This window comes from Enorma phocaeensis (assembly GCF_016901575.1).
Lineage (GTDB): Bacteria > Actinomycetota > Coriobacteriia > Coriobacteriales > Coriobacteriaceae > Limicola > Limicola phocaeensis_A.
On the sequence record NZ_JACJKQ010000006.1, the window covers coordinates 13,912 to 36,329 of the forward strand.

Annotated in this window: 21 protein-coding genes, 2 tRNA genes and 1 pseudogene; 16 read left to right on the forward strand and 8 right to left on the reverse strand. The window is 64.7% G+C overall.

Annotation, left to right across the window (positions count from 1 at the left end):
• The first annotated feature begins 42 nt into the window (after positions 1-42).
• Positions 43-1,293, forward strand: a complete 1,251-nt coding sequence (glyA, locus tag H6A15_RS05285; protein WP_204672714.1) for a serine hydroxymethyltransferase — start codon at positions 43-45, stop codon at positions 1,291-1,293.
• A 127-nt stretch (positions 1,294-1,420) separates the two neighbouring features.
• Positions 1,421-2,386, forward strand: a complete 966-nt coding sequence (locus H6A15_RS05290; protein ID WP_204672715.1) for an SPFH domain-containing protein — start codon at positions 1,421-1,423, stop codon at positions 2,384-2,386.
• A 233-nt stretch (positions 2,387-2,619) separates the two neighbouring features.
• Here the strand turns inward: H6A15_RS05290 and H6A15_RS05295 are convergent, their stop codons facing one another.
• Positions 2,620-3,789, reverse strand: coding sequence for a hypothetical protein (locus H6A15_RS05295; RefSeq protein WP_204672716.1), 1,170 nt, complete (start codon positions 3,787-3,789; stop codon positions 2,620-2,622).
• A gap of 104 nt (positions 3,790-3,893) precedes the next feature.
• Complete coding sequence (locus tag H6A15_RS05300) at positions 3,894-4,067, reverse strand: DUF6724 family protein (RefSeq protein WP_204672717.1); 174 nt, start codon at positions 4,065-4,067, stop codon at positions 3,894-3,896.
• 122 nt (positions 4,068-4,189) lie between these two features.
• Here H6A15_RS05300 and serS point away from each other — a divergent pair, with 122 nt between their 5' ends.
• Complete coding sequence (gene serS / locus H6A15_RS05305; RefSeq protein ID WP_204672718.1) at positions 4,190-5,479, forward strand: serine--tRNA ligase; 1,290 nt, start codon at positions 4,190-4,192, stop codon at positions 5,477-5,479.
• A 122-nt stretch (positions 5,480-5,601) separates the two neighbouring features.
• Here serS and H6A15_RS05310 read toward each other — a convergent pair whose 3' ends face one another.
• Positions 5,602-6,603, reverse strand: coding sequence for a dipeptidase (locus tag H6A15_RS05310; RefSeq protein WP_204672719.1), 1,002 nt, complete (start codon positions 6,601-6,603; stop codon positions 5,602-5,604).
• A gap of 98 nt (positions 6,604-6,701) precedes the next feature.
• On the opposite strand from H6A15_RS05310, the gene H6A15_RS05315 reads away from it, so the two are divergent.
• The 4 genes from H6A15_RS05315 to H6A15_RS05330 all read left to right on the forward strand — a co-directional run bounded on the left by H6A15_RS05315 (position 6,702) and on the right by H6A15_RS05330 (position 10,044).
• Positions 6,702-7,097: a hypothetical protein gene (locus H6A15_RS05315; RefSeq protein ID WP_204672720.1), complete on the forward strand. Its 396-nt coding sequence runs from the start codon at positions 6,702-6,704 to the stop codon at positions 7,095-7,097.
• Between the two features lie 128 nt (positions 7,098-7,225).
• A tRNA-Arg gene (locus H6A15_RS05320) sits at positions 7,226-7,302 on the forward strand.
• 253 nt (positions 7,303-7,555) lie between these two features.
• Positions 7,556-9,892 (forward strand): tetratricopeptide repeat protein, encoded by a 2,337-nt coding sequence (locus H6A15_RS05325; RefSeq protein ID WP_204672721.1) that lies wholly within the window; start codon positions 7,556-7,558, stop codon positions 9,890-9,892.
• A 61-nt stretch (positions 9,893-9,953) separates the two neighbouring features.
• A tRNA-Ser gene (locus H6A15_RS05330) sits at positions 9,954-10,044 on the forward strand.
• Between the two features lie 313 nt (positions 10,045-10,357).
• Here the strand turns inward: H6A15_RS05330 and gluQRS are convergent.
• Together gluQRS and H6A15_RS05340 are read right to left on the reverse strand one after the other, a co-directional pair.
• Positions 10,358-11,359: a tRNA glutamyl-Q(34) synthetase GluQRS gene (gluQRS, locus tag H6A15_RS05335; RefSeq protein ID WP_342635819.1), complete on the reverse strand. Its 1,002-nt coding sequence runs from the start codon at positions 11,357-11,359 to the stop codon at positions 10,358-10,360.
• Between the two features lie 243 nt (positions 11,360-11,602).
• Complete coding sequence (locus H6A15_RS05340; RefSeq protein ID WP_204672723.1) at positions 11,603-12,121, reverse strand: ferritin; 519 nt, start codon at positions 12,119-12,121, stop codon at positions 11,603-11,605.
• 440 nt (positions 12,122-12,561) lie between these two features.
• Here H6A15_RS05340 and H6A15_RS05345 point away from each other — a divergent pair, with 440 nt between their 5' ends.
• On the forward strand, positions 12,562-14,499 hold the full coding sequence (locus tag H6A15_RS05345) for a DUF2207 domain-containing protein (RefSeq protein ID WP_342635820.1): 1,938 nt from the start codon (positions 12,562-12,564) through the stop codon (positions 14,497-14,499).
• Here the strand turns inward: H6A15_RS05345 and H6A15_RS05350 are convergent.
• A complete protein-coding gene (locus H6A15_RS05350; RefSeq protein WP_204672724.1) occupies positions 14,496-15,149 on the reverse strand; it encodes a GNAT family N-acetyltransferase in 654 nt (217 codons plus the stop codon). The genes H6A15_RS05345 and H6A15_RS05350 overlap by 4 nt on opposite strands.
• A gap of 276 nt (positions 15,150-15,425) precedes the next feature.
• Here H6A15_RS05350 and purH point away from each other — a divergent pair, with 276 nt between their 5' ends.
• The 5 genes and pseudogenes from purH (at position 15,426) to H6A15_RS05375 (ending at position 19,560) form a co-directional block, all read left to right on the forward strand.
• On the forward strand, positions 15,426-17,060 hold the full coding sequence (gene purH / locus H6A15_RS05355) for a bifunctional phosphoribosylaminoimidazolecarboxamide formyltransferase/IMP cyclohydrolase (RefSeq protein WP_204672725.1): 1,635 nt from the start codon (positions 15,426-15,428) through the stop codon (positions 17,058-17,060).
• 186 nt (positions 17,061-17,246) lie between these two features.
• Positions 17,247-17,540, forward strand: a pseudogene (locus H6A15_RS10725) (fructose-bisphosphatase class III); the annotation flags it as partial.
• Between the two features lie 10 nt (positions 17,541-17,550).
• Positions 17,551-17,769 carry a fructose-bisphosphatase class III gene (locus H6A15_RS10730; RefSeq protein ID WP_239462383.1) on the forward strand — a complete coding sequence of 73 codons (219 nt, stop codon included), beginning with the start codon at positions 17,551-17,553 and terminating at the stop codon, positions 17,767-17,769.
• A 44-nt stretch (positions 17,770-17,813) separates the two neighbouring features.
• Positions 17,814-18,479, forward strand: coding sequence for a response regulator transcription factor (locus H6A15_RS05370; protein WP_204672726.1), 666 nt, complete (start codon positions 17,814-17,816; stop codon positions 18,477-18,479).
• A 7-nt stretch (positions 18,480-18,486) separates the two neighbouring features.
• Complete coding sequence (locus tag H6A15_RS05375; protein ID WP_204672727.1) at positions 18,487-19,560, forward strand: sensor histidine kinase; 1,074 nt, start codon at positions 18,487-18,489, stop codon at positions 19,558-19,560.
• Between the two features lie 183 nt (positions 19,561-19,743).
• Here the strand turns inward: H6A15_RS05375 and H6A15_RS05380 are convergent, their stop codons facing one another.
• Positions 19,744-20,181 carry a universal stress protein gene (locus tag H6A15_RS05380; protein WP_204672728.1) on the reverse strand — a complete coding sequence of 146 codons (438 nt, stop codon included), beginning with the start codon at positions 20,179-20,181 and terminating at the stop codon, positions 19,744-19,746.
• A gap of 262 nt (positions 20,182-20,443) precedes the next feature.
• Here H6A15_RS05380 and H6A15_RS05385 point away from each other — a divergent pair, with 262 nt between their 5' ends.
• Together H6A15_RS05385 and H6A15_RS05390 are read left to right on the forward strand one after the other, a co-directional pair.
• Positions 20,444-21,415 (forward strand): undecaprenyl-diphosphate phosphatase, encoded by a 972-nt coding sequence (locus H6A15_RS05385; protein ID WP_204672767.1) that lies wholly within the window; start codon positions 20,444-20,446, stop codon positions 21,413-21,415.
• Between the two features lie 51 nt (positions 21,416-21,466).
• On the forward strand, positions 21,467-21,796 hold the full coding sequence (locus tag H6A15_RS05390; RefSeq protein WP_204672729.1) for a hypothetical protein: 330 nt from the start codon (positions 21,467-21,469) through the stop codon (positions 21,794-21,796).
• On the opposite strand, the gene H6A15_RS05395 is transcribed toward H6A15_RS05390, so the two are convergent.
• Positions 21,775-22,104, reverse strand: coding sequence for a hypothetical protein (locus H6A15_RS05395; protein WP_239462377.1), 330 nt, complete (start codon positions 22,102-22,104; stop codon positions 21,775-21,777). The two genes, H6A15_RS05390 and H6A15_RS05395, sit on opposite strands and share 22 nt — an antisense overlap.
• Between H6A15_RS05395 and H6A15_RS05400 the strand changes: the two genes are divergently transcribed.
• On the forward strand, positions 22,084-22,365 hold the full coding sequence (locus tag H6A15_RS05400; RefSeq protein WP_204672730.1) for a hypothetical protein: 282 nt from the start codon (positions 22,084-22,086) through the stop codon (positions 22,363-22,365). The genes H6A15_RS05395 and H6A15_RS05400 overlap by 21 nt on opposite strands.
• Positions 22,366-22,418: the final 53 nt, after the last annotated feature.

Here is a 22,418-nt window from a genome sequence, read left to right on the forward strand (position 1 = left end):
AGCCGTCCCGCGGCCGGACCATCCCTATCGAGAGGAGCGTCCATGGCGTATTCGATTCTTGCGCAGGAGGATCCCGAGGTCGCGTCTGCTATCGGCCGCGAGCTTGCCCGCGAACGCGACACCATAGAGCTTATCGCTTCGGAGAACATCGTGTCCCCCGCCGTTCTCGAGGCGGTGGGAAGCATCCTTACCAATAAGTATGCAGAGGGCTATCCGCGCCGTCGCTACTACGGCGGCTGCGAGGCGGTGGACGTGGTGGAGGACATCGCTCGCGAGCGTGCATGCCGGCTCTTTGGGTGCCGGCATGCCAACGTCCAGCCCCATTCGGGCGCCAACGCCAACCTGGCGGCGTATGCGGCGCTGCTCGAGCCTGGTGACACGGTCATCGGCATGCGCCTTGACCAGGGAGGGCATCTCACCCATGGTTCTCCGGTCAACTATTCGGGACGCCTCTATCGCTTTCTGTCTTACGGCCTCGATCCCAAGACCGAGACCATCGACTACGACGGTCTTGAGGACCTTGCCCGGCGCGAGCGCCCCAGGCTTATCGTCGGCGGCGCATCGGCGTATCCGCGAACGATCGATTTCGAGCGCCTCGCCTCAATCGCGCACGGGGTGGGTGCGCGGCTCATGGTCGACATGGCCCATATCGCAGGTCTCGTCGCAGCAGGCGTGCATCCCTCGCCCGTGCCCTATGCCGATGTGGTGACCTCGACCAGCCACAAGACCCTGCGTGGTCCTCGCGGCGGATTCATCCTAACCAACGACGACGAGCTCGCCCGCGCGGTCGACAAGGCGGTGTTTCCCGGGACGCAGGGAGGTCCCCTCATGCATGTCATCGCCGGCAAGGCGGTGGCGTTTGGCGAGGCCCTGACGCCGGAGTTCGCTTCATACATCGAGCGCGTGGTGAAAAACTGCCACGCGATGGGCGAAGGGCTGGTCGACGGCGGCCTTCGCCTGGTTTCCGGCGGAACCGACAACCATCTGTGTCTGGTCGACCTGACGGCTTCGGGCGTGACGGGCAAGGAGGCCGAGCAGCTGCTCGATGGCGTCGGGCTCACGGTGAACAAGAATGCGATTCCGGGAGAGCCCCGATCGCCGTTCGTGACGAGCGGCATTCGCGTGGGGTCTGCCGCAGGAACCACGCGCGGCTTCACCGAGCAGGAGTTCTACGAGATCGGCGCGCTCGTGGCCCGTTCCGTCTTCCACGCGGGGGACGAGAACGGGCTCGGCGAGGTGCGCGTCCGCGTGCGCGAGCTGCTCGCCGCCCATCCGCTCTATCCTGAGCTCTAGCGCGGTCTCCGCCCGCCGCCTGCGTTGCGCCGTCTGGCGATGGGCGCGAGATTTGATGCGCCCCTGATATCGGCATGCCATGAATCGGGTATGCTGTCCTCAACCGTTCCCGATTGAAGGAGCAACCATGTTCTACTCCATCGGCAATCTGCTTGGTGGCCTGTTCGGCCTGATTGTGCTCGTTGTGCTGGTCGTGATCATCCTCTTGAACACGCTGTTCGTGGTCAAGCAGCAGCACGCGGTCATCATCGAGCGCCTAGGCAAGTTCAACCGAATCGTGGGCGCGGGAATCCACGCGAAGATTCCCATCATCGACCGCAAGGCGGCGACGGTGAGCCTGCGTACCATGAAGAACGGGTTCGACATCGATGCCAAGACCGAAGACAACGTGACGATCGGCCTCGAGGTGTCGGCCCAGTATCACGTGAGCTACGAGATGGGATCGGGCCCCGCGGATTCCGGCGTCTACAAGAGCTACTACATGCTGCAGCAGCCGGTTGCCCAGATGCGCGATTTCATCACCGACGCCCTGCGCTCCTCCATTCCGGTCTACACCCTCGACGAGGTCTTTGCAAAAAAGGATGACATCGCCAAAGACGTGAACGCCACCGTGTCCGAGCAGATGGCCGCCTACGGCTTCACGCTCGTGTCGACCCTCATCACGCGCATCGCGCTGCCCGCCGAGGTCGAGGACTCCATGAACCAGATCAACGCCGCGCAGCGTACCAAGGCTGCCGCGCAGGATCTCGCCGAGGCGGACCGAATCCGTCGCGTCACCGAGGCAAAGGCCGAGGCTGAGGCCATGGAGAAGGCGGGCGAGGGCATCGCCAACCAGCGCAAGGCCATCGCCATCGGCATCAAGGACTCGCTCGAGACCATCCAGGAGACCGGCGTGGGCAACGACGAGGCCAACCAGCTGTTCATGTTCACGCAGTGGGCGGAGATGATGACGGAGTTCGCACGCACCGGCAAGAGCTCCACCGTGGTGCTTCCGGCGGACTTCACGCAGACCGCCTCGATGTTCGAGCAGATGGTCGCGGCGACGGAGACCCATGAGCAAGCGGGCGCTCCGGCGTCGATGCCAAAAGAGTAGCCATCTGGCCTGAGCGGCGCGCAGCGTCTCGGCGGCCATTCTGCTGAGAGCAGAAGTCATAGGGGTTTTGATGGGGCCGTCTCCCCGAGGGAGGCGGCCTCAGTCATGCTATGAGAGGGACCCGTCGCACCGTCGGATGCAGCGAGGGCGTCTTTGCACGGCGGGCTTGCCGCAAGGCAGGGGTGGGGCCGTGCCCGCGGCGGGGGCGGCCTGCAAGAGCGCGGGCGGCGGCGTTACCAGAGCCTGAAGAGGCTTTGGATGTTCCCCTCCCAGTCCTCGCTGTCGCGCGTGAGCGTCGCCGGGGAGGTCGAGGCGTCGGCGGCGTAGTCCTGCAGGAAGTAGTCGCGCGACTCGGCTTCGTCCAGGGCGCGCTCCTTGGCGTCCTCGAGCGCCTGGGCAATTTGGGCGCGCTGGTCGTCATCAAACACCATGTCGGTACGATATATGTCCGAATACTCGCTGAAGATGAACGAGCTCACGTAGTAGGCGATGTCGCCCGCATTGGGCACGGTCGCGTCGAAATACACGGTCGCCGTGGCGCTGAAGCCGTCGTAGGAATCAAGGTAGGAGTAGGCATCGGTGATCTCGAACGTCATGGTGTCGAGTATCCACCTCGCCACCTCGTAGCTGTCGACGCCGGCGTTTTCCGCGCTCGTTCCGCAATACGAGTTGAAGGACTCGGCGAAGTCGTCGCCTATGCGCTTGACGAGCGTCCCGTCGGCGTCGGCGACGAGCGCCTCGAGGTCCGCCTGGGTCTGGTCTTGCGCGTCTTGCGCGACGTCGTCTTCGAGCTGCTCAATTTCGCTGTAGGTGAGTCCGTTGCCATAGGTGTTGTCATCGCCGGCGTCGTCGCTGTAGTCATAGGAATACGAGACACTGTAGTGATCGGTGAAGAAGGCCTGGTCGATCGTGTCGACGGTGGCGGAGCAGGCGGCCTCAAGCAGACCGACGCCGCCGCTGAAGAGGAAAAGGACGACGATGATGGTGATGCATCCTTTGTTGCGCTTGCCTCCGCGGGCGCTTTGTTGGGCGCGTTTGGCCTCTCGGGCTGCCTGGCGGGCGAGCTTGATTGATGCGCGGGCGCGCTCTGCCGCTACGGTGCCCGGCGTACCATCGGTCGAGGGCGCCTCGTAGGCGTCGGGAAGTTCGGTGGGGGCGCGATAGCCGTCGTCGCTTTTCGTCGAACGGCGGCGTGTGGAAGATGGATCCGATTTGGGCCGCTGCCTGCGTTTGTGGGGCCTGTCAAAACTCCTGGGCCGTCCAGCGCCTCGAGGCGCCCGCTCCTCCGATGGCTCTACGTCGCCAGAATCCATCACCTGGTCGCCGCTCGGCATTATGGGGTCTGGTGCGTTGAAGGGGTCGATTTGGGGTTCTTCGGTGCGGGGGCGCTGGTTCCAGCTCATGGCTTCACCTCGTCATGAGAACATGTGCGCGGTGCCTCATGGCCGGAGGTGCCGCGCGAATGGCGGGCGGGTAGGTGCCCGGCTGCGCCGGACACCCGGTGTGGCTAAAGCGTCCAGTCGTCCTCATCGTCGCCCTGCTTGGGCCCGCGGTCCACGTACAGCTTGTGCGTGCGGCGCTCGAGCACGAAGGCCACGATGGCGGTGATGACGACGCCTGCGAAGAAGAGCACGGCAAAGCCCTCTCGCGTCCCAAACAAAAAGGTGAAAATCTCGTCCATCTTGCCAACTTGTCTTCTCGGTGCGGGACATGACGTAATAAGTATATACTTGCGGAAGCGCTGCCACGAGGCGGTGTGTAAAGCCTTTGCAATCGAGACGCATATCTAACCCGGAGGGGATCATGCTCGATATCAAGTTTGTTCGCGAGAATCCGGACGCCATCGACGTCGCCATGGCGAATCGTCAGACCACATGGGACCGCGAGCGGTTCTTTGCACTGGACGAGGAGCGTCGCTCCGTCATCACCGAGGTCGAAGAGCTGCAGGCGACGCGCAACGCCGAGTCCAAGAAGATCGGCGTTCTGATGCGCGAGGGCAAGCGCGACGAGGCCGAGGCGGCCAAGGAGGCCGTGCGCGAGGTCAACGAGAAGATCGAGGGGCTTGCCGCGCGCCGTTCCGAGCTCGAAGGCGAGCTGGCCGACTTTATGGCGCATCTGCCCAACCTGCCGTACGAGGCGACGCCCGTCGGAAAGGACGAGACCGAGAACCCCGAGCGTCGCCGCTGGGGCACCCCGCGCGACTTCGCGGCGGAGGGCTTCGAGCCCAAGCCGCACTGGGATCTGGGTACCGACCTGGGCATCCTCGATTTTGAGCGCGGCTCCAAGCTTTCCGGCGGGCGCTTCACGGTGCTTGCCGGCGCCGGCGCCATGCTCGACCGCGCGCTCGAGAACTTCTTCCTGAACACCCACATCTCCCGCGGCTTCAAAGAGTTCATTCCGCCCGTGGTGGTAAACCGCGAGATCATGTTCGGCACGGGCCAGCTGCCCAAGTTTGAGGACGACGCCTATCACGTGGGCGACGACCAGTTCCTCATCCCCACGGCCGAGGTCGTGCTCACCAACCTGCATGCCGGCGAGGTGCTCGATGCCGCCGACTTGCCGCTGCGCTACACCGCCGGCACCCCGTGCTTCCGCGAGGAGGCGGGCTCTGCAGGCCGTGACACGCGCGGCATCATTCGCCAGCATCAGTTCACCAAGGTGGAGATGGTCAAGTTCGCCAAGCCCGAGGAGTCCGACGCCGAGCTTGAGAGCATGACCGCCGAGGCCGAGTACATCCTCCAGCAGCTCGGGCTGCCGTATCGCGTGATCAGCCTGTGCACCGGCGACCTGGGCTTCTCGGCGCGCCAGACCTACGATATCGAGGTGTGGCTGCCGAGCTACAACAGCTACAAGGAGATCTCGTCGTGCTCCAACTGCGGCGACTTCCAGGCGCGCCGTGCCAACATCAAGTATCGCGACCCGGAGAACTTCAAGGGAACGCGCTTCGTGCACACGCTCAACGGCTCGGGCCTGCCTACGGGGCGCACCATGGCCGCCATCATGGAGAACTATCAGAATCCTGACGGCACCATCACGGTGCCCGAGGTCCTGCGCCCCTACATGGGCGGCATGGAAAAGATCTCCATCGACTAGATGCCTTACAGGGAGGGGGTAGCTGTCAGCCGCCTTCCGTACTCTCTTTCCATTTCAGCCCCTGTTCGGAACGGCGCGACGCCTGTCGCCCGCTCCGACAGGGGCTGATTGCTTTCGTGTCCCTAGGACCAGCGGGCAAAGAAGGCGTGCGCGTTGTCGAAACAGAGTTTGCGCGTGACGTCTGCGCCGAAGCGCGCGACAAGCTGCTTTTGGAAGTGCGGCATGTCGTCTGCGGTGGCGATGCACGGCGGGGTGTCGCATCCGTCAAAATCGCTGCCGAGGGCCACGGTGCGCTCGCCGCCGAGCTCGAGCCAGCGATCGATATGGCGAGACAGGTCGTCGAAGGTGGGGACGCCCTCGGAGCTGATGAATATGTCGGCATAGTTGAGCCCGACGATGCCGCCGCGGTCGCGGATCTCGCAGAACTGCGCGTCGGTGAGGTTGCGTGGATGCCCGCATACGGCGCGGCTGTTGGAGTGGCTTGCCACGAAGGGGCGCGTCGCGAGGCGGGCGACCTCATCAAAGCAGCGGTCGTTGAGATGGGACACATCCAGGACCATGCGGGCGTCCTCCATGCGGCGCAGCGCCTCGCGCCCGACATCTGTGAGGCCTGCCGACTCGTCGTCATGCCCGCTTGCAAGAGGTCCCGCGGCGTTCCAGCTGAGTGACGCCATGAGCACTCCTGCGCGCCTGAGGGCGTCGATATGGGCAAGGTCTGCCGCGAAGAGGCGGGCGTTCTCGATGGTGCGAACCCCTAGCAAGCGCCCGGCCTCGGGCTGCTCGGGAATGTCCTGCGCGCTGGCGACAAGCGAGAACGCCTCGGCGTGCCGGCCCGCCTGCTCATCGAGATTCGCGCTGACATGCTCGTAGAATCGCACGGAATCCTGAGGCGAAAGCGCATCGGGAATATAGCAAGCAAAACACTGGACCCACGGCGTGGAGCCGACGCGCTCAAGCGAGAGGTGGCCGCGATTCGTCTTGATGTCGCGGATCTCGTCGAGATGCTCCTCGTCCCCCGGGCCATATGCATCGGAGCCGAGCGTCGCCTTGAGGTCTTCTGGAAGCGACTGCCATGAGAGGCGATCGGCGGTGTCGCAGTGAAGGTCGAATACGGGATAGGCCATGGATTCAGCTGCCCTTCGCACGCAGGTATAAAGACCCATTCAGTATAGCCTCTCGCCCGGACACGCGTTAGGAATGGGAACAAAAGTTCCACGAACATATGTTCTTATTTCAAATAGACTGGAATAAGAAGCAGGCGCAGGTGGAGGGGGAGATGATCGAGGTGGCGAGCGAAGTCGTGCTATTCAGCTTCCAGCAGGACGGGGAGCGCTTCAGGGTGGCGTGCGCGCACGGTCCAGATGGAAGCCTGGGGCTCTGCGAGGCGAGCCGGGGCCCCTGGACACGGTGGTGCTATGGCTCCGAGAGCCACCGGCGGCGCCTTGTGATGCCGGTGCCGACGGTCGAGCGGCTGTGCCGGGAGTGGGGAGCGGCTGGCGCCGGACAGCTCGCCTGCGTCCTGGCTGTTCGATATACGGGGTTCGCGTGCCTCAGCGAGGTGCAGCGGCATCTGGACGAGAAAAAACTTTCCTACACCCTGGTTGGCGACGAGACATAGAGGAGGGTGGCGCAAAGAAATATGCAGAGCATCTTCGCAGGTAGAGGCCTTGATGCAAAACCGGGCAAATTTTTTTCAAAAAAGTGCTTGACGGATAGGGGGGACGATGCCATTATATTCACTGCGCCGCGGCGTTACCTCAGCTGGATAGAGGGTCTGACTACGAATCAGAACGTCATAGGTTCGAATCCTATACGCCGCACCAGCCGAACTTGAAAGGGCACTCTCCGGAGTGCCCTTTTTCGTATCTCCTCACGTTCGGCGAGCGATACGGCCGCAGGCGGAATAGTCCGGCTTCGGAACATGGGCGGCGGGCACAATGGGGGCAGGCGAAGGCGGCCCCGTCCGTGTCGCCGCGACCCATACGAGGGGGTGCGTCCGTGTCCGATTCATCGTTTAAGTTGCCGCTCTTGGCGGGACGTAAGAAGCTCCCCGCGTTGCCTGGGCAGCAAAAAGGCGTGCAATACGGCGTTATCTGGGACGCTTGCCCCATTCCCGAGCGCGGCTCGTGCTATGTGGTGCGCTTCGAGTCCGCGTCGACCGTTTCGATCCTTGCCTATGTGGACAATCGAGGCGGCGTGTTTCATGTCGACCATCCCATCACGCTTGCCCCCGCGGGAGAGCCCGATCTTGCCGCCGTGCCCGATTCCAACGGCCACGAGGGCACGCTCTATGTCAAAGACGCCCATGCCGCGCTTCAGCCTCATGGGCGCTACCATGGCGCATTTTCGGGCCTCATGCGCGAGGTGGGCGACACCGAGACGTGGAACACGCAGCGAAGCCTCGGGTACCGCCCCTTCATGGCGTCGGTGTATCTGCGGCTATGCGTCATCGACGGCGCCTCGTCTCCGCGTCCCGACCTGGATGGCGCCGCCGTCGATGCCGCTCCGCGCGCGCTCGGCCGCAAGGTGTCGCTGTTCGCGGACTTCTCGTCGACGCCTCTGCCCGACGCGATCGATGCTGTGCTCTATCGCATTGCCGAGCAGCGCGACCCCTCCGGCATCGAGCTGTTTGCGCGCCGCGTGCTCTCGTCGATCGATCTGGAGCGCCTGCGCTCCATCGTGGCCAAGAGCCCGGTCTCGCTGGTTCGCATCGACCGCATGGACGGTTTCTATCTGGTGTTTGACCGCGGCGAGCTCGACGCGGATGAGGAGCGCTTTGTTCTCGCTGCCGAGGCGGCGATAAACCGTGTATACCGCGTGCTCGCGGCGCTTGGGTTTGGCCTGGCACCGGCGACCTCGTCGCCCTCGGAAGAGGCCTGCTCCGTTTTGGACCAGCATTCGTTCAGAGAGGTGACGGGGCATGTCGAAAAGCTCCTGTCACGAGCCGTCGCGCCCAATCCGTGGATACAGCCCGGGTCGCTTGCGGCCAAGCCGGGCGGCGAGTGGGATATGCGCACGCGCTTTGCGTCGCTCTGCGAGAGCCTCAACCTCATCGTGCGCTTTGAATATGGATTCCAGTGCTCCTCCGCCTCGCGTGGCTTCACGGTTGAGTTTGTCGAGCCCTCGTCCGACGCCATGCCTGCCGAGGCATACGATCAAGAGATGCGAGCCTGGCGAAGGCTTGACGAGGAGGGCCGCTCGCTTCTTGCCGATGAGTACGCCTGCCGCATGTCGCTCGTGGCCGCTGCGGCGGCGTTTGCGTCGAGCCTAATGGTGAGCTCGTGCGCGGTGGTGTGCCGAGATGCCGTGACCCGCGAGCCCCGCCGCGCATTCTTTTTTGAGCGCACCTCCTTTACGGCAGACGTGGTCCCGCTCGCCGAGCGTCTCTGCGATCAGCAGCTTCGCTCCGGGGCCGCGCGGCGGGCATTGTCGCAGTATGCCTGTAAAGGCCCCGCCGTTCGCCCCGTGTGCGACGAGGCGTGCTTCGTCTCGCCGCGCGATGACGGGCGTAGATTGCCGCCCGGGCTGCAACGCCTGCTGCTCGCCGACACGGCGTCCGAACTCGAGGTCATGGAGGCTCCCGACGATCCCTATATGGCGCGGCTGCACGAGCTGCGCGAGCGCATGCCGCAGGACCGCGACGGCGCCGTGGCGGGGTTCATCGAGTTGGTGGGTGAGCTTGAGGCGTCGTGCGCCGCGGCGGAGCTTCTCAGCGACCGCCCCATGCGCAGCGAGTTTTGCGAAAGCTATCTCGGACGCATCGTGGTGCCGCTGACCGTCGACGACCCGGAGACGCGTATCCATCGGGTGCCCGACGCCCTCTTCTTCGCCCAATACGAGCTCGGCGACGCCTACTTCCGCGCAGGCGACCTCGACCGAGCGCTCGTGGAGGCGCGCAAGCTGCTCGACATGGCGGCGACCTCGATGCAGGCCCACTTCATGATGGTGAACGTGCTGGCGCGCATGGAACGCTTTCAGGAGGTGGCCGAGGTGGTGCGGCATGGCGCGCGCGTGTCCTATGACCGCGAGTCGCTCGCATATCTGTACTACCGCGGCGCCTTCGCCTTCTGGGCGCTGGGAGAGCGCGAGACGGCGCTCGCCCTCTACTGCCTGATTCCCCATGGAGGCCATCTAGGCGAGCTTGCACAGGCCGAAATGCAGCCTCTTATGGCAGAGATGGACCGGACGGAGCGTCCGGGCATCGAAGAGGTTGCGGCCGTGGTGCGCTCTGCCGGCCTTGCCATGCCCCCCGACCAGGCGGTGGTGGACCAGATTTCAGACGCTGCCGTGCTCCTTGCCGACAACGGGTTCTTCCATCTGTCGAATCGCTGCGTTCGCGGCATGTGGCACATCATGGGCCATGACGAGCTGGGCGTTGTGAGCCGTTCGCTCTTGCCGGAGCCAAGATTCTAAAGACTTCGTGCAGCGTCCTTGTGCTTTGGTGCCGGTGTACGCTAATATATGACCTTGCTACGGAGAGCTGACCGAGAGGCCGAAGGTGCTCGCCTGCTAAGCGAGTATTCCCCACAAGGGAATCTGGGGTTCGAATCCCCAGCTCTCCGCCAGTTGACGCTAAAGCCCGCTTCCCATCAGGGAGGCGGGCTTTTTGCTGTGAAGGGCGGGGCTCGAGCCCCGATGGGGCGCGGCACGCAGCAAGCGCGCGGATCCCGACAGGAGCGCGGCACGCGCGCGGGCTTCTGCTTCGCCGCCATCCTCGCCAAAGCTCGGTCTTTTTACAAAATCGGGGCGTATTTCGAAATAATACCGAGCTTTGGTGAAATGTTGCCCCCTCAAAGCTCGATAACGTTGTAGCAACGGCGTATTGCCTGCAGCGCTTGCGCAGCCACTTGCGCCGAGGGCGCTGCAGCCCGTCTTCGTTTACCGTCCGGCTTGGGCTTCGGGCGCGTCCAGGCAGTGGTTCTCGCGATGCGCGCGCACCAGGTCCCAGCTGAAGATCTCGGCGAGCTGGGAGGCGCTTCGCGGGCTCGTGTCCGGCGCGAGCCCCGTCATGCCGGCAAGCCATCCCAGCAGCCGCTCCGGAGAGCCAAAGCGGTCCTTCAGGCCCTCCATGTCAAGGTCGCGGTCGCGCTTCGAGAGTCGGCGTCCGTCTGCGGCAACGAGCAGCGGCACGTGGGCGTACGAGGGATGGGGGAGGCTCAAAAGGTCCTGGAGGTACATCTGGCGGGGGACGGAGTCCAGAAGGTCGCACCCGCGCACGACCTCGGTGACGCCCATCTCGGCATCATCTACAACGACTGCTAGCTGGTAGGCGTAGATTCCGTCGCTGCGCCGCACGAGGAAGTCTCCGCATTCGCGTTCGAGCACTTCGCTGCGAAGCCCAAAGACGCGGTCGACAAATGAAATCGTGCCGTCGCGATCGTTTTCAGCTGGAACGCGCAGGCGGAGGGCGGCAGGTCGCCGCCGAGAGCGCTCGGCAACCTCTTGTGCGCTAAGGCCGCGGCATGTGCCCGCGTAGATGGGCGTGCCGTCGCTGGCGTGCGGGGCGGATGCGGCGTGAAGCTCCGCGCGCGTGCAGAAGCAGGGATAGAGAAGCCCCTGCTCGCGCAGGCTCTCTATGGCGGCATGATAGAGCTCCATGCGGTCGCTTTGGTGCACGGGGCCCTCGTCCCATTCAAGGCCGAGCCAGCGAAGGTCGTCGATGAGCAGCTCCGTCCAAGGGCCGTGTTGGGTGCGCGGGTCGAGGTCCTCGATGCGCAGGACGATCTTGCCTGACGCGCTTCGCACGGAAAGCCAGGCAACAAGCGAGGCGAATACATTGCCAAGATGCATGCGGCCCGATGGCGAGGGGGCGAATCTGCCCACCGGCGCATGGGCGCCTTTGGAGTCTGCGACGTTCGCCTCGATGTGTTGCTCAGACACGATGGCCCCCTTCATGCTTGCACCGAAGGCTAGTATAGCGGTGCGAGCGGAGGGCCGGCCCCGGTGGCGTCAGATGCGCGCGCCTCAGGTCGAAAAGACCGGATGCGGCCTGGCGCGTGGGACATACAACAAGGAACCCCGGGCGAACCCGGGGTTCCTTGGAAAAGGGGGGCGATGTTCGGGCGATGCGGCGGCCCGACAGCCGAGTCGAGTGTGTCGGGCGCCGCCGCCGTGCAGAGCCGCCTACAGCGGCAGAGCGGTCATCTGGGTATAGACGCGAGTCTGATACTCGCGGTCGAGGTCATAGAGGCCCTTCGGGTCGCACCCGAACAGCTTCATGTTGGTGATCATGTCGCGGGCGTTGGTCTCCTCCTCGCCCTGCTCGGATACGAACCAGTCCAAGAACTTCATGGTGCGCACGTCGTGCAGCTCGTGTGCGACCTCGTAGCAATGATGGATGAGGCTCGTCACGTACTCTTCGTGCTCAAGGCCGGCCTCGAGTGGGGCGAGGTCGTTGTCGAAGGTCTTGTCGGGCTTGGCGATGGCCTCCATCGTGGGGGTGAAATCGTTGTCCAGGAGGTAGCGGCGAATGGCCAGAGCGTGGTCCATCTCCTCTTTAGCCTGAATTTCATACCAGTTGGCGAAGCCCTTGAGGCCGCGGTCCTCGTAGTAGTCGGCAAAGGTGAGGTACAGGTAGCTGGAATACAGCTCCTTGTTGATCTGGTCGTTCAGGACCGATGTGACCTGCTCGTTGAGTGCCATGAGATAAAACCCTTCCTGTTGACGACGGGCGCGGTCGCCCGTGTATACATAACGAACTATACCCACCTGTGCGGACACATTCCCGAGGGGCGTCCGCGCCCCGCTTCGTCGCGAATTCTTCATGACTTGCCACGGGACCCGGGACTGCGGAGCCTGGGGGCGGCGGCGCGCTGCGGTTCCCAGGCCGGGGCGGGCGCGGCATAGATGCGGCGCCTGGCTCGGCGGGCACTGCGCCGAGCGCGCTCGCGGGCGGGGCTGCCGCCGGCCGCTTGGCAGGGCGGCGCGTGGGGACGCCATGTACAATGGGGGCAGCATATCCTGGAGGGAAGGGGCTTGCCATGAATACGCGTTGTTGTTCGTCGGAGGCGCGCATGCCCATCGTGCGGCGTGACGGTGCGTCGGGGGCGTCCCGCACATATCGCCCGCGGGTGCCCCGACATGTGGCTGCGCGACTGATCGCCTGCGTGGCGGTGGCCTTGGTGGCGCTTTTTGCAGCGCCGGCATGTGCTCATGCCGAGTCGTTTGATACGACGCGCGTCGACATTTCTGCCGCGGTGCTGCCCGACGGCGACCTGCAGGTGACCGAGCTGCGCACGCTCGAGTTTGACGACGACGTCAACGGCGTCTTTTGGACCCTCCCCATCTCTCAAAACCAGCAGGGAACGACCGTCTCATACAACATCGGGCGCGTCGAAGCCATAGGCGAAGATGGCTCGCGACAATCGTTCTCACAGGTAGAGTTTGCCGAGAACGGCGACGCGGGCGTCTTCACCGCCATCGCCGACTCGACTGAGCTTGAGGTCAAGCTGTTCTCTCCGCAGGAGAGCGGCGACATCGTCACCTTTTCCCTTTCCTACACCCTCACGGGCGCCGTTATGGCATGGTCTGACACGGCGGAGCTGTATTGGCAGTTTGTGGGGCCCGGCTGGGAAGTCGACTCGAACGACGTGACGCTCAAGGTAAGCTTTCCGGACGCCTCGCTGCCCGGCGCGGGCGAGCAGGACGGCGGGTCGGCGGACGGAGCGGCTTCCGAAGGCCTTTCGGCAGAGGACGTGCGCGCCTGGGCCCACGGGCCGCTCGATGGCAGCGTCTCGATTGACCTGACCGAGCCGAGCGCTTCCTTCACGGCGCCGAGGGTCAGTTCGGGCGAGTTTGCCGAGGCGCGCATCGCGTTTCCCGTCGATTGGGTGCCAGGGCTCTCAGCCGATGCATCCGAGCGGCTTCCGACCATATTGGATGAGGAGCAGCAGTGGGCAGAGGAGGCCAACGCGCGCCGCGAACAGGCCCGCACGGTTGCCGCCGTCGGATCCGCCGTGCTGCTCGGCGCGGGCTTCCTGGTGCTCGTTGCCGCGATCGCCTTCAAGTTCACCCGCGGCCGCTCGCCCCGGCCGCAGTTCCAGGACACCTATTTCCGCGACGTGCCCTCTTCCGACCATCCGGCCGTCATCGCCGCCTTTATGGAGGGCGGCTCGGTTCCCGACAGCGCCTTCGTCGCCACGCTCATGCATCTGACGGACGAGCGCGTCATCGAGCTGTCGCTTGAGACGACCGAGAAGCGGGGGCTTTTGGGCAGCAAGGAGAAGAACGACTATCGCATGACGCTCGCCGACCCGGCGCGCGCCACCTCGGCGATCGATCGGGCGGCGATCGACCTGTACTTCGGCTATGGCGCCTCACAGGGGGCGAGCGTCCTGTTTGGCAGCGTGGGCGATGAGGCGAAGGGGAGCCCCAAGGACTACTCCAAGCGCCTCGAGGACTTCAAGGCCGAGGTGTCGGCGCACCTCGAGATGCGCGGGCTCATTCAGTCGCGAGGAGGCGAATTCCAGGCAGCCACGTTGGGGCTCGGTGCCCTGGTCGTGGTCGGAGGCGTGTTTTTCCTGATTGCGACGGACGGTGCCGCCCTGCCCGCCACGCTTGTTGCCATGCTGCTCGCCCTTGCGGCGATCTTCGTCTCCTTTACCTTCCGTCGCTACTCGCGCGAAGGCGTGGAGCTCAAGGCGCGTTGCGAGGCGCTCAAGCGCTGGCTCGAAGACTTTACGAGGCTCTCGGAAGCGGTCCCAGACGATCTTGTCCTGTGGAACAAGCTCCTGGTGATGGCCGTCGCGCTGGGCGTGTCCGACGAGGTCTTGCGCAAGCTGGCAGATGCCGTGCCTCGCGACCTGCGCGAAGACGAATTTGGCGGCTACTACTATCCCGTGTATTGGTGGTGCTATCCGCATGTCGGCCTGGGCTCGCCGGCGCATGAGATGCAAGGCGTGCACCAGGCAACCATCTCTGAGCTTGCCACGAGCCTCGACAGCTCTTCGGGCGGCTTTGGAGGCGGATTCTCCGGTGGCGGAGGCGGCGGCGTCGGCGGGGGCGGCGGCGGAAGCTTCTAGCGGGTCGCCGTTTGCTGTCGGGGCGCAAGGTCAAGCCCATAGAGGTAGGTCTCCTCCGGCAGCAGCCCCCGCTCGTCTGCGTTCGCGCGGTGCGCGGCGAGGCGGGTGAGTCCCTGGCGCTCGTAGAACGCCCAGTTGCATTCGGTGTCCGTGCTGAGATAGAGCCTCGCCTGCCCGCTTGCGGCGAGATGCGCCGCTGCGGCCTCGAGGAGCGTCGCGCCGATTCCGCGGCGCCTGGCGGCGCCGTGCACGGCGAGGAGGGTGACCTCGCTTTCTGCGGGCGCACCGCACGCGGCGACCAGCTCGTCGCCTATGCGGCAGGACAGGTCGATGTGCGCCTGGTAGCGTCTTGCGCTATGCGCGTCGAGGGCATCCATCTGCTCGAGATAGCCGCGCGCCGCGCCCTGCCAGCGCGCCGCCCGGGCGGGGTCCACCGACCCGCCTCGTGCGAGCACCACGCCGCCCGGCACCCCGTCTACGAGCGCCACCTGCGTGAAATTCGATACAGAAAGGCAGTACGCAAGGTCGTCGCACGCTTCGAGGAAGTTATAGCGCTCTATGCTGGAGCGGGTGTGCCACAGCGGCTGTAGGATCTCGGCGAGGGCATCGAAGTCGGGCGTCTCAAACGGGCGATAGCAGATTTCAGGCATGCTCGGAGCTCGCTTTCTGTCACGTGTCATGCCCACGTGGGCGTCGCGACGCGGGCGGATGCCCACATTTTGCCACGGCGGATCCCGCCAGGCGGGCGCCTGCGCCTCGCCGCCAGAACGGGGTGCGCGGCCAGCCGCTTGCCGGCACTTGTTCGCGTTTGCGCTAAAACCGCCCTCGCCGCGCATCCGGCCGTCGCCGATGCGCTACATTAGAGACGTTATGCCGCGCACCCGGTCGGCTTGCCGGCGCGGGCGCTACAGTTCAAGGAGGGGCGCATGGCACAGGACGTGAAGATCAAGCGCGCGCTGATCTCGGTGACCGACAAGACGGGGGTCGTCGAGTTCGCGAAGGCGCTGCAGGAGGACTATGGCGTGGAGGTGATCTCGACCGGCGGCACGGCGCGCGCTCTCGTAGAGGGCGGCGTACCGGTCACGCCGATCGAGGAGTTCACGGGCTTCCCCGAGATGATGGACGGGCGCGTGAAGACGCTGCACCCCAAGGTCCATGGCGGACTGCTCGCGCGCCGCGACTCGGAGCAGCACATGGCTGAGGCTGCGGAGCACGACATCAAGATGATCGACCTGGTGTGCGTGAACCTCTACGAGTTTGAGAAGACCGTCGCTAAGCCCGACGTCACCTTTGCCGACGCCATCGAGCACATCGATATCGGCGGCCCCAGCATGCTGCGCTCCGCCGCGAAGAACAACGATTCGGTCACGGTGGTGTGCGACCCCGCGGACTACGAGAAGGTCCTTGAGGAGATGCGCGTCCACGACGGCTCCACCACGCTCGCCACGCGCCGCCGCCTGGCGGCAAAGGTCTACACCACGACCGCTGCCTACGATACCGCCATCTCCCTGTGGCTCAATGACTACCTCGGAGGCCAGGACGCCGCGGTCGAGGGCGGCGACGCCTTCGAGCCGCCTGCGGAGTTCAGCCTGCATCTCACCAAGGTCCAGGACCTTCGCTACGGCGAGAACCCGCATCAGTCCGCGGCGGTCTATCAGTTCGGCGAGGACTTCGCCCCCTTCGGCGCCTCGGCGAACCCGCTCGTTGGCGCCACGCAGATCCAGGGCAAGCCGCTCTCGTACAACAACCTGCTCGACGCAGACGCCGCATGGAACGCGGTGCGCGAGTTTGACGAGCCGGCATGCGTGATCCTGAAGCACCAGAACCCCTGCGGGTCGGCCGTTGCCTCCGACGTGACCAAGGCCTACGACCGCGCCTTCGCCTGCGATCCCAAGAGCGCCTTCGGCGGCATCATCGCGGTGAACCGCGAGGTGCCCTATGAGCTCGTCGAGCATTTTGCCGACCAGAACAAGCAGTTCGTCGAGGTGCTCATCGCCCCCGGCTACACCCAGGCCGCGCTCGACCGCCTCGCGAAGCGCACGAACCTTCGCGTGCTTGCCACGGGCGGCGCCGAGGGCCATGCAAAGCTCGAGCTTCGCTCGGTGGACGGAGGCATGCTCGTGCAGTGCGTCGACACCGTCGACGAGGATCCCACCGAGTTCACCTGCCCCACGATCCGCAAGCCCACTGACAAGGAGATGACGGACCTGCTCTTTGCCTGGCGCGTGGTCAAGACGGTCAAGTCCAACGCCATCCTCGTCGCCAAGAACGAGGCGGGCATCGGCATGGGGCCGGGGCAGCCAAACCGCGTGGACTCCGCCCTCATGGCCTGCGAGCGCGCCGAGGAGGCCTGCGAGCGCATGGGGATCTCGGCCGACAACCTCGTCGCGGCGTCCGATGCGTTCTTCCCCTTCCGTGACAACGTCGACGTGCTTGCCGAGCACGGCGTGACGGCCATCATCCAGCCCGGCGGCTCCGTGCGTGACGACGAGTCCATCAAGGCCTGCGACGACCACGGCATCGCCATGATCTTCACGGGCACCCGCCACTTCCGTCACTAATGGGTCGTTGGGGGACGGCGACGTCTTGACCCATCCGAGGCCCGTTCGGAGCGGGCCCCGGCCTTTGTCCCCGACATGGCGGCCGGGCGTGCCGGCCGCGGGCGACGAAGATCCACAGCGGCCCCGCCGGGGTCTTTGGGAGGAGGGCTTGTGCGGCCCTCCTCCCCGTCTGATAGGGAGGCTTGCATGCCTGCGCGCGACCGCCAAGACCAGACCATCAAGTACCTGAAGCTGCTCGCCCGTGAGTTTCCCAACGAGCAGGCCGTCTTCACCGAGATCATCAACCTGCAGGCGATTCTCAACCTGCCCAAGGGCACCGAGCACTTCATGAGCGACCTGCACGGCGAGTACGAGGCGTTCCTGCACATCCTCAACAACTGCTCGGGCGTTATTTGCGAGCATGTGGACGAGGACTTCGGCGACACGCTCTCAGATGAAGAGAAGAGCGACCTCTGCACGCTGGTCTACTATCCGCGCGAGCTCGCGGGGTATGCGCCTGAAGGCCCACGAGGCGTTCAAGAGCGTCGAGGAGGCGCTGGTCCACAATGCCGACATCCAAAGCGTGACCACGCACTTCGAGACCCCGAGCCGCCGCATCATGGTGTCAGACACCGATACGGGCGAGGCGATTCGCGAGCAGATCGGCGACCTGCGCCTGCTGCTCGACGCCTATCGCACGGGAACTATCGAGCCCGGAGGCGGGGCATAATGAAGGGGCGTCCGTGAGGGCGAGGCGTTTCGAGAGGGGCCGGTATGGCGCTGATCTATATAGTCGAGGACGACGCCGCTATCCGCGGGGAGCTCGTCCAGGTGCTCGAGCGGAGCGGGTTTGCGGTCGCATGGTGCGAGACGTTTGACCGCGTGGTCGAAGACATCCAGGCGGCAGGCCCAGACCTCGTGCTTCTTGACCTCACGCTGCCGGGAACCGACGGGCAGTTTGTATGTCGCGAGCTGCGGGCGGTCTCCGAGGTCCCCATCATGGTGCTCACCTCGCGCGTGACCGAGATTGACGAGGTCATGAGCATGACCATGGGTGCCGACGATTTCGTGCCCAAGCCGTATCGCGCACGCGTGCTCGTGGCGCGCATCCAGGCGCTGCTGCGTCGTGTGGCGGGAGCCCAGGACCGGCGCGTGGTGGAGCACAACGGCGTCACGCTCGACCTTTCGCGCTCCACGGCGTCTGCCAACGGCCGGCAGGTGGAGCTCACCAAAAACGAGATGCGCATCTTGGCGCTGCTCATTTCACGGGCCGGCACCATCGTTTCGCGCGAGGCAATCATGCGCGACCTGTGGGACTCCGATGCCTTCGTCGATGACAACACCTTGACGGTGAACATCAACCGCCTGCGCGCCACGCTCGAGAAGATCGGCGTGACGGGGTATCTCACCACGCACCGCGGACGCGGATACTCGGTGTGAGGCGGCCATGAACCTCGCTACGTATCTCCGCTCGTCCTGGCCTGCCGTCGCGCTCGCGACGTTTTCGATCGCCATGTGCGGCTTCGTGCTCGCGGTCTCTGCCTCGGGCGCGGCGGTGTCGCTGCTGGCCTGCGGCATCGTGGCCGCCGGCTTCGTCTTGGCCTTTGCCGTCGAGTACCTGCGCCGGCGCTCGTTTTATCGCACGCTCGATCGCTATGCCTCGACGGTGGAGCATCCGCTATGGATCACCGAGGCCGTCGACCGCCCCGACTTCGTCGAGGGCGAGATCGTCTACGATGCGCTCGCCGCCGTGGCAAAGGCCGCCAACGATGACGTAGCGTCGTATCGCAGGCAGGCGGTCGATTATCGCGAGTACATCGAGACGTGGGTCCATGAGGCGAAGTCGCCCCTGGCAGCGGCGCACCTCATGCTGGACAACCTCCAGGCCGACCCCTCGCTCGACGGGGCGTATCCCAAGCTCGACGCCCTCGACGAGGAGCTGCGCCGCGTGGAGGGCTATGTCGAGCAGGCGCTGTTCTATGCCCGGTCGGAGGCCGTGGAACGCGACTACCTCATTCGGAGCTACAGCCTGGACTCCTTGGTCGCCGACGCCATCAAGGCAAATGCCCCGTCGCTCATCGCCGCCCACATCGCTCCGGTGCGCCGCGGCCTTGGTTATTCGGTGTTCACCGACCAGAAGTGGATCGAGTTCATCTTGGGCCAGGTCATTCAAAACAGCGTGAAGTACGCGGGGGCCGACCATCCGTTTATCGAGTTTTCCGCCCGCCTTCTCAACGAGGGCGGCGCCAATGAGTGCGTCGAGCTGACGGTGCGCGACAATGGGTGCGGCGTGGGCGCCGCAGACCTGCCTCGCGTGTTTGAGAAGGGTTTTACCGGCGAGAACGGGCGCGTGGGCAAGCGTTCGACCGGAATCGGGCTCTATCTGGTCAAGCGCCTGTGCGACAAGATGGGCGTCGGCGTGGAGGCCGCCTCGTGCGAGGGCGAAGGCTTCGCGGTGATGTTTCGGTTCTCCACCAACAGGTTCCACTATATCGATCGGGGGGGGGGTCCTCTAGGATAGGGACTCTGCACTGGAAGGCCTCGGGACCTTCTGATAGCCCGGCTTGAGAGGCTGCGGGCGCGCCGGGCGCATGCTCGGGGCGCCTTGTAGGTGCCCACATGGTGCAAGACGGACTCGACGTGGCCTGATATGGCAGGCGCCCCGCAGGGCGGGGCGCCGGGAGCCTCTCTGTCGCGCCTTGCGCTATTTCACCACGAGGATGTCGCACTCGGTGCTGCGTAGCAGGAAGGTCGAAATCGAGCCGAGAAGCGCGTACTTGATGGACGATAGGCCGCGGGCGCCGCACATGACCAGGTCGGGCTGCACGACGTCGAGCATCTCGTCTTTGAGGGTCTCGCGGATGCGGCCGGCGCGGATGATGATCTGGACCTCGGGGATGTCGGCGTTTTCCTTCGCTTCCTCGACCTGGGTGGCGATGGAGTTGCGGAACGCCTCCTCGAGCCCGTTGACCAAGTCGACCGGATAGGCGCCGGCGCTCTCGAGGGCGGTGGAGTCGATAACGTGACCGATGATCAGCTTCGCGCCGTTGTTGGCGGCAACCTTTATCGCGCGCGCCAGGACAAAGTCCTGCTGGTCGGTACCATCGAGCGCAACGAATACCTTGGAATAGCCTTCGTTCATGGGTCCTCCTTCGGGTCATGCTAGAGACTCCGTGCGCCTCCGCGAATCCATTCCCTGACCGGGTTATACCCTACGCTATGCACACACGTCCTTATTATTCTGTGAACGTGCGCTGATTGTCAGGCGGTGTCGCTGGGGGCGGGTCGATAATGGGGCTTCAGACTTTTGAGATGTCGCCGCCGCGTTCCCCGTGGCTGCCGAGCGCTTCTGTGCCGGGTTGCGAGGGTGGGGCGTGGCGGACACGCTGGCGACGGGAGGCGTCGTGGATATCATCGAGCTTCTAAAATCGGCCTTCTTGGGCCTTGTCGAGGGCATCACCGAGTGGCTGCCCATCTCCTCGACGGGCCACATGATCTTGGTCAACGAGTTTATGCAGCTCAACGTGAGCGAGGAGTTCTGGAACATGTTCCAGGTGGTCATCCAGCTGGGTGCCATCCTCGCCGTGTGCGTCCTGTTCTTCCATAAGCTCAATCCCTTTAGCCCCAGCAAGGGCAAGGAGGGTCGTCGGAACACCTGGAAGCTGTGGGGCAAGGTCGTTCTGGGATGCATTCCTGCTGCGGCGATCGGCATCCCACTCGACGACTTCATGGAGCAGCATTTCTACAACGCGCCCGTTGTGGCGGCTGCGCTCATCGTGTACGGCATCGCCTTCATCGTGATCGAGCGCTGGCGTGCTCGCAAGCTTGCCGCGCGCGTCGCCGCCGAAGGGGTTGTTCCCGGCAGCCGCCCTGCGGGGGCGCACTTTGCAAAGCCCGCCTCTGCCGCCGAGCCGACGCCCGATGGCGATTTTGGCGCCATCACCACGCTTGAGGACCTGCCGTGGAAGGTGGCCTTCGGCATCGGCGTCTTCCAGGTGCTCTCGCTCATTCCGGGAACGTCGCGCTCGGGCTCGACCATCATCGGCGGCCTCCTTCTGGGCACCACCCGCTCGGTTGCGGCGGAGTTCACGTTCTTCCTCGCCATTCCCGTCATGTTTGGCGCGAGCGCCCTGCGCCTTCTGAAGTATGTGCTCATAGACGGCGGCACCTTTGGAACCAACGAGATCGCCATCATGGCCGTGGGGTGCCTGGTTGCCTTTATCGTCTCGCTTGTCGCGATCAAGTGGCTCATGGGGTTTGTGAAGCGGCACACCTTCTCGGCCTTCGGCGTGTACCGCATCGTGCTCGGCGTCGCGGTGCTGGCGTTCTTCCTCGTGATCGCGCCGGCCCTCGGCATCTCCACCAACGTGGCGTAAGCGTGGCGCCGCCGTCATCGGCATCGATGGCGGCGGCGTTTTTTCCGACAGATGCCGATTTCTGTGCAAAAAGTTGATTTGTCGGTCAAATATCGCTTTGATACAGAATGCCTGTTTTTTATGCACGTTGCTGACCAGGGAAAATGCTTGCATCGCAATGTCCGGCGTTCAAATAATCGATTTGTCGGTTCACCAGGCGGAGGATTGGGACCGACAAATCGATTTTTTGCACAGAAGCGGGGCTTCTTCCGGAAAATCGTCAAAGCGGCCATTCAGGGCATGCATATTTTGCTGGTGGGCGCCCGGAGCAGGGGTGCTAGAAGCCGGGGCGCCCACAGTTCTTCTGCCGGGCAGCTTCCTTACAGCTCCTCCGCCAGGTAGCCTCCCATGAGATGGCCCATGACGCTCGCCATCATGAGGCCGCGCGTCCAGCCGCTCGAGTCGCCGAGGCAGTGGAGGCCTGCGACGTTGGTGGTGAAGCGCTCGTCCATGCGCACGCGGTTGCTGTAGAACTTGAGCTCGGGGGCATAGAGCAGGGTCTCCGCCGAAGCGAAGCCGGGGATCGCCTGGTCGAGTCCTGCGTTCTGTACCTGCTGTTCGCCGACGTTCTGACGCCTGAGCTCATGATGGCGTTCTACATCTTCTTCGGCGTGGGCCAGGGTTTTGGCATGAGCACCTCCATGACGCACGGTCTGTCCTGCCTGCCGGAGGAGCTCCGCACCGACGGCAGCTCGGTCTTTAACACCTTGCAGCAGCTCGGCGGCTCGGTGGGCGTGAGCGCCGTGACGGCGGTGGTGGGTGCGGCCCAGGCGGGGGCCGTGTCCATGGAGGCCGGCACGGCTGCCGGCGGCAAGATGGCGTTCATGCTGCTGACCGCGGTGATAGCCGGCGCGGTCGCGGCAAATGTGGTGGCGTTCTACGCGAAGCGCAGGCAGTCCGGCCGCGCCTAGCGCCCAGGCTGTACGTCGATGGGGTCGAACGAGGCTCTTGCCCTGTGCCACAA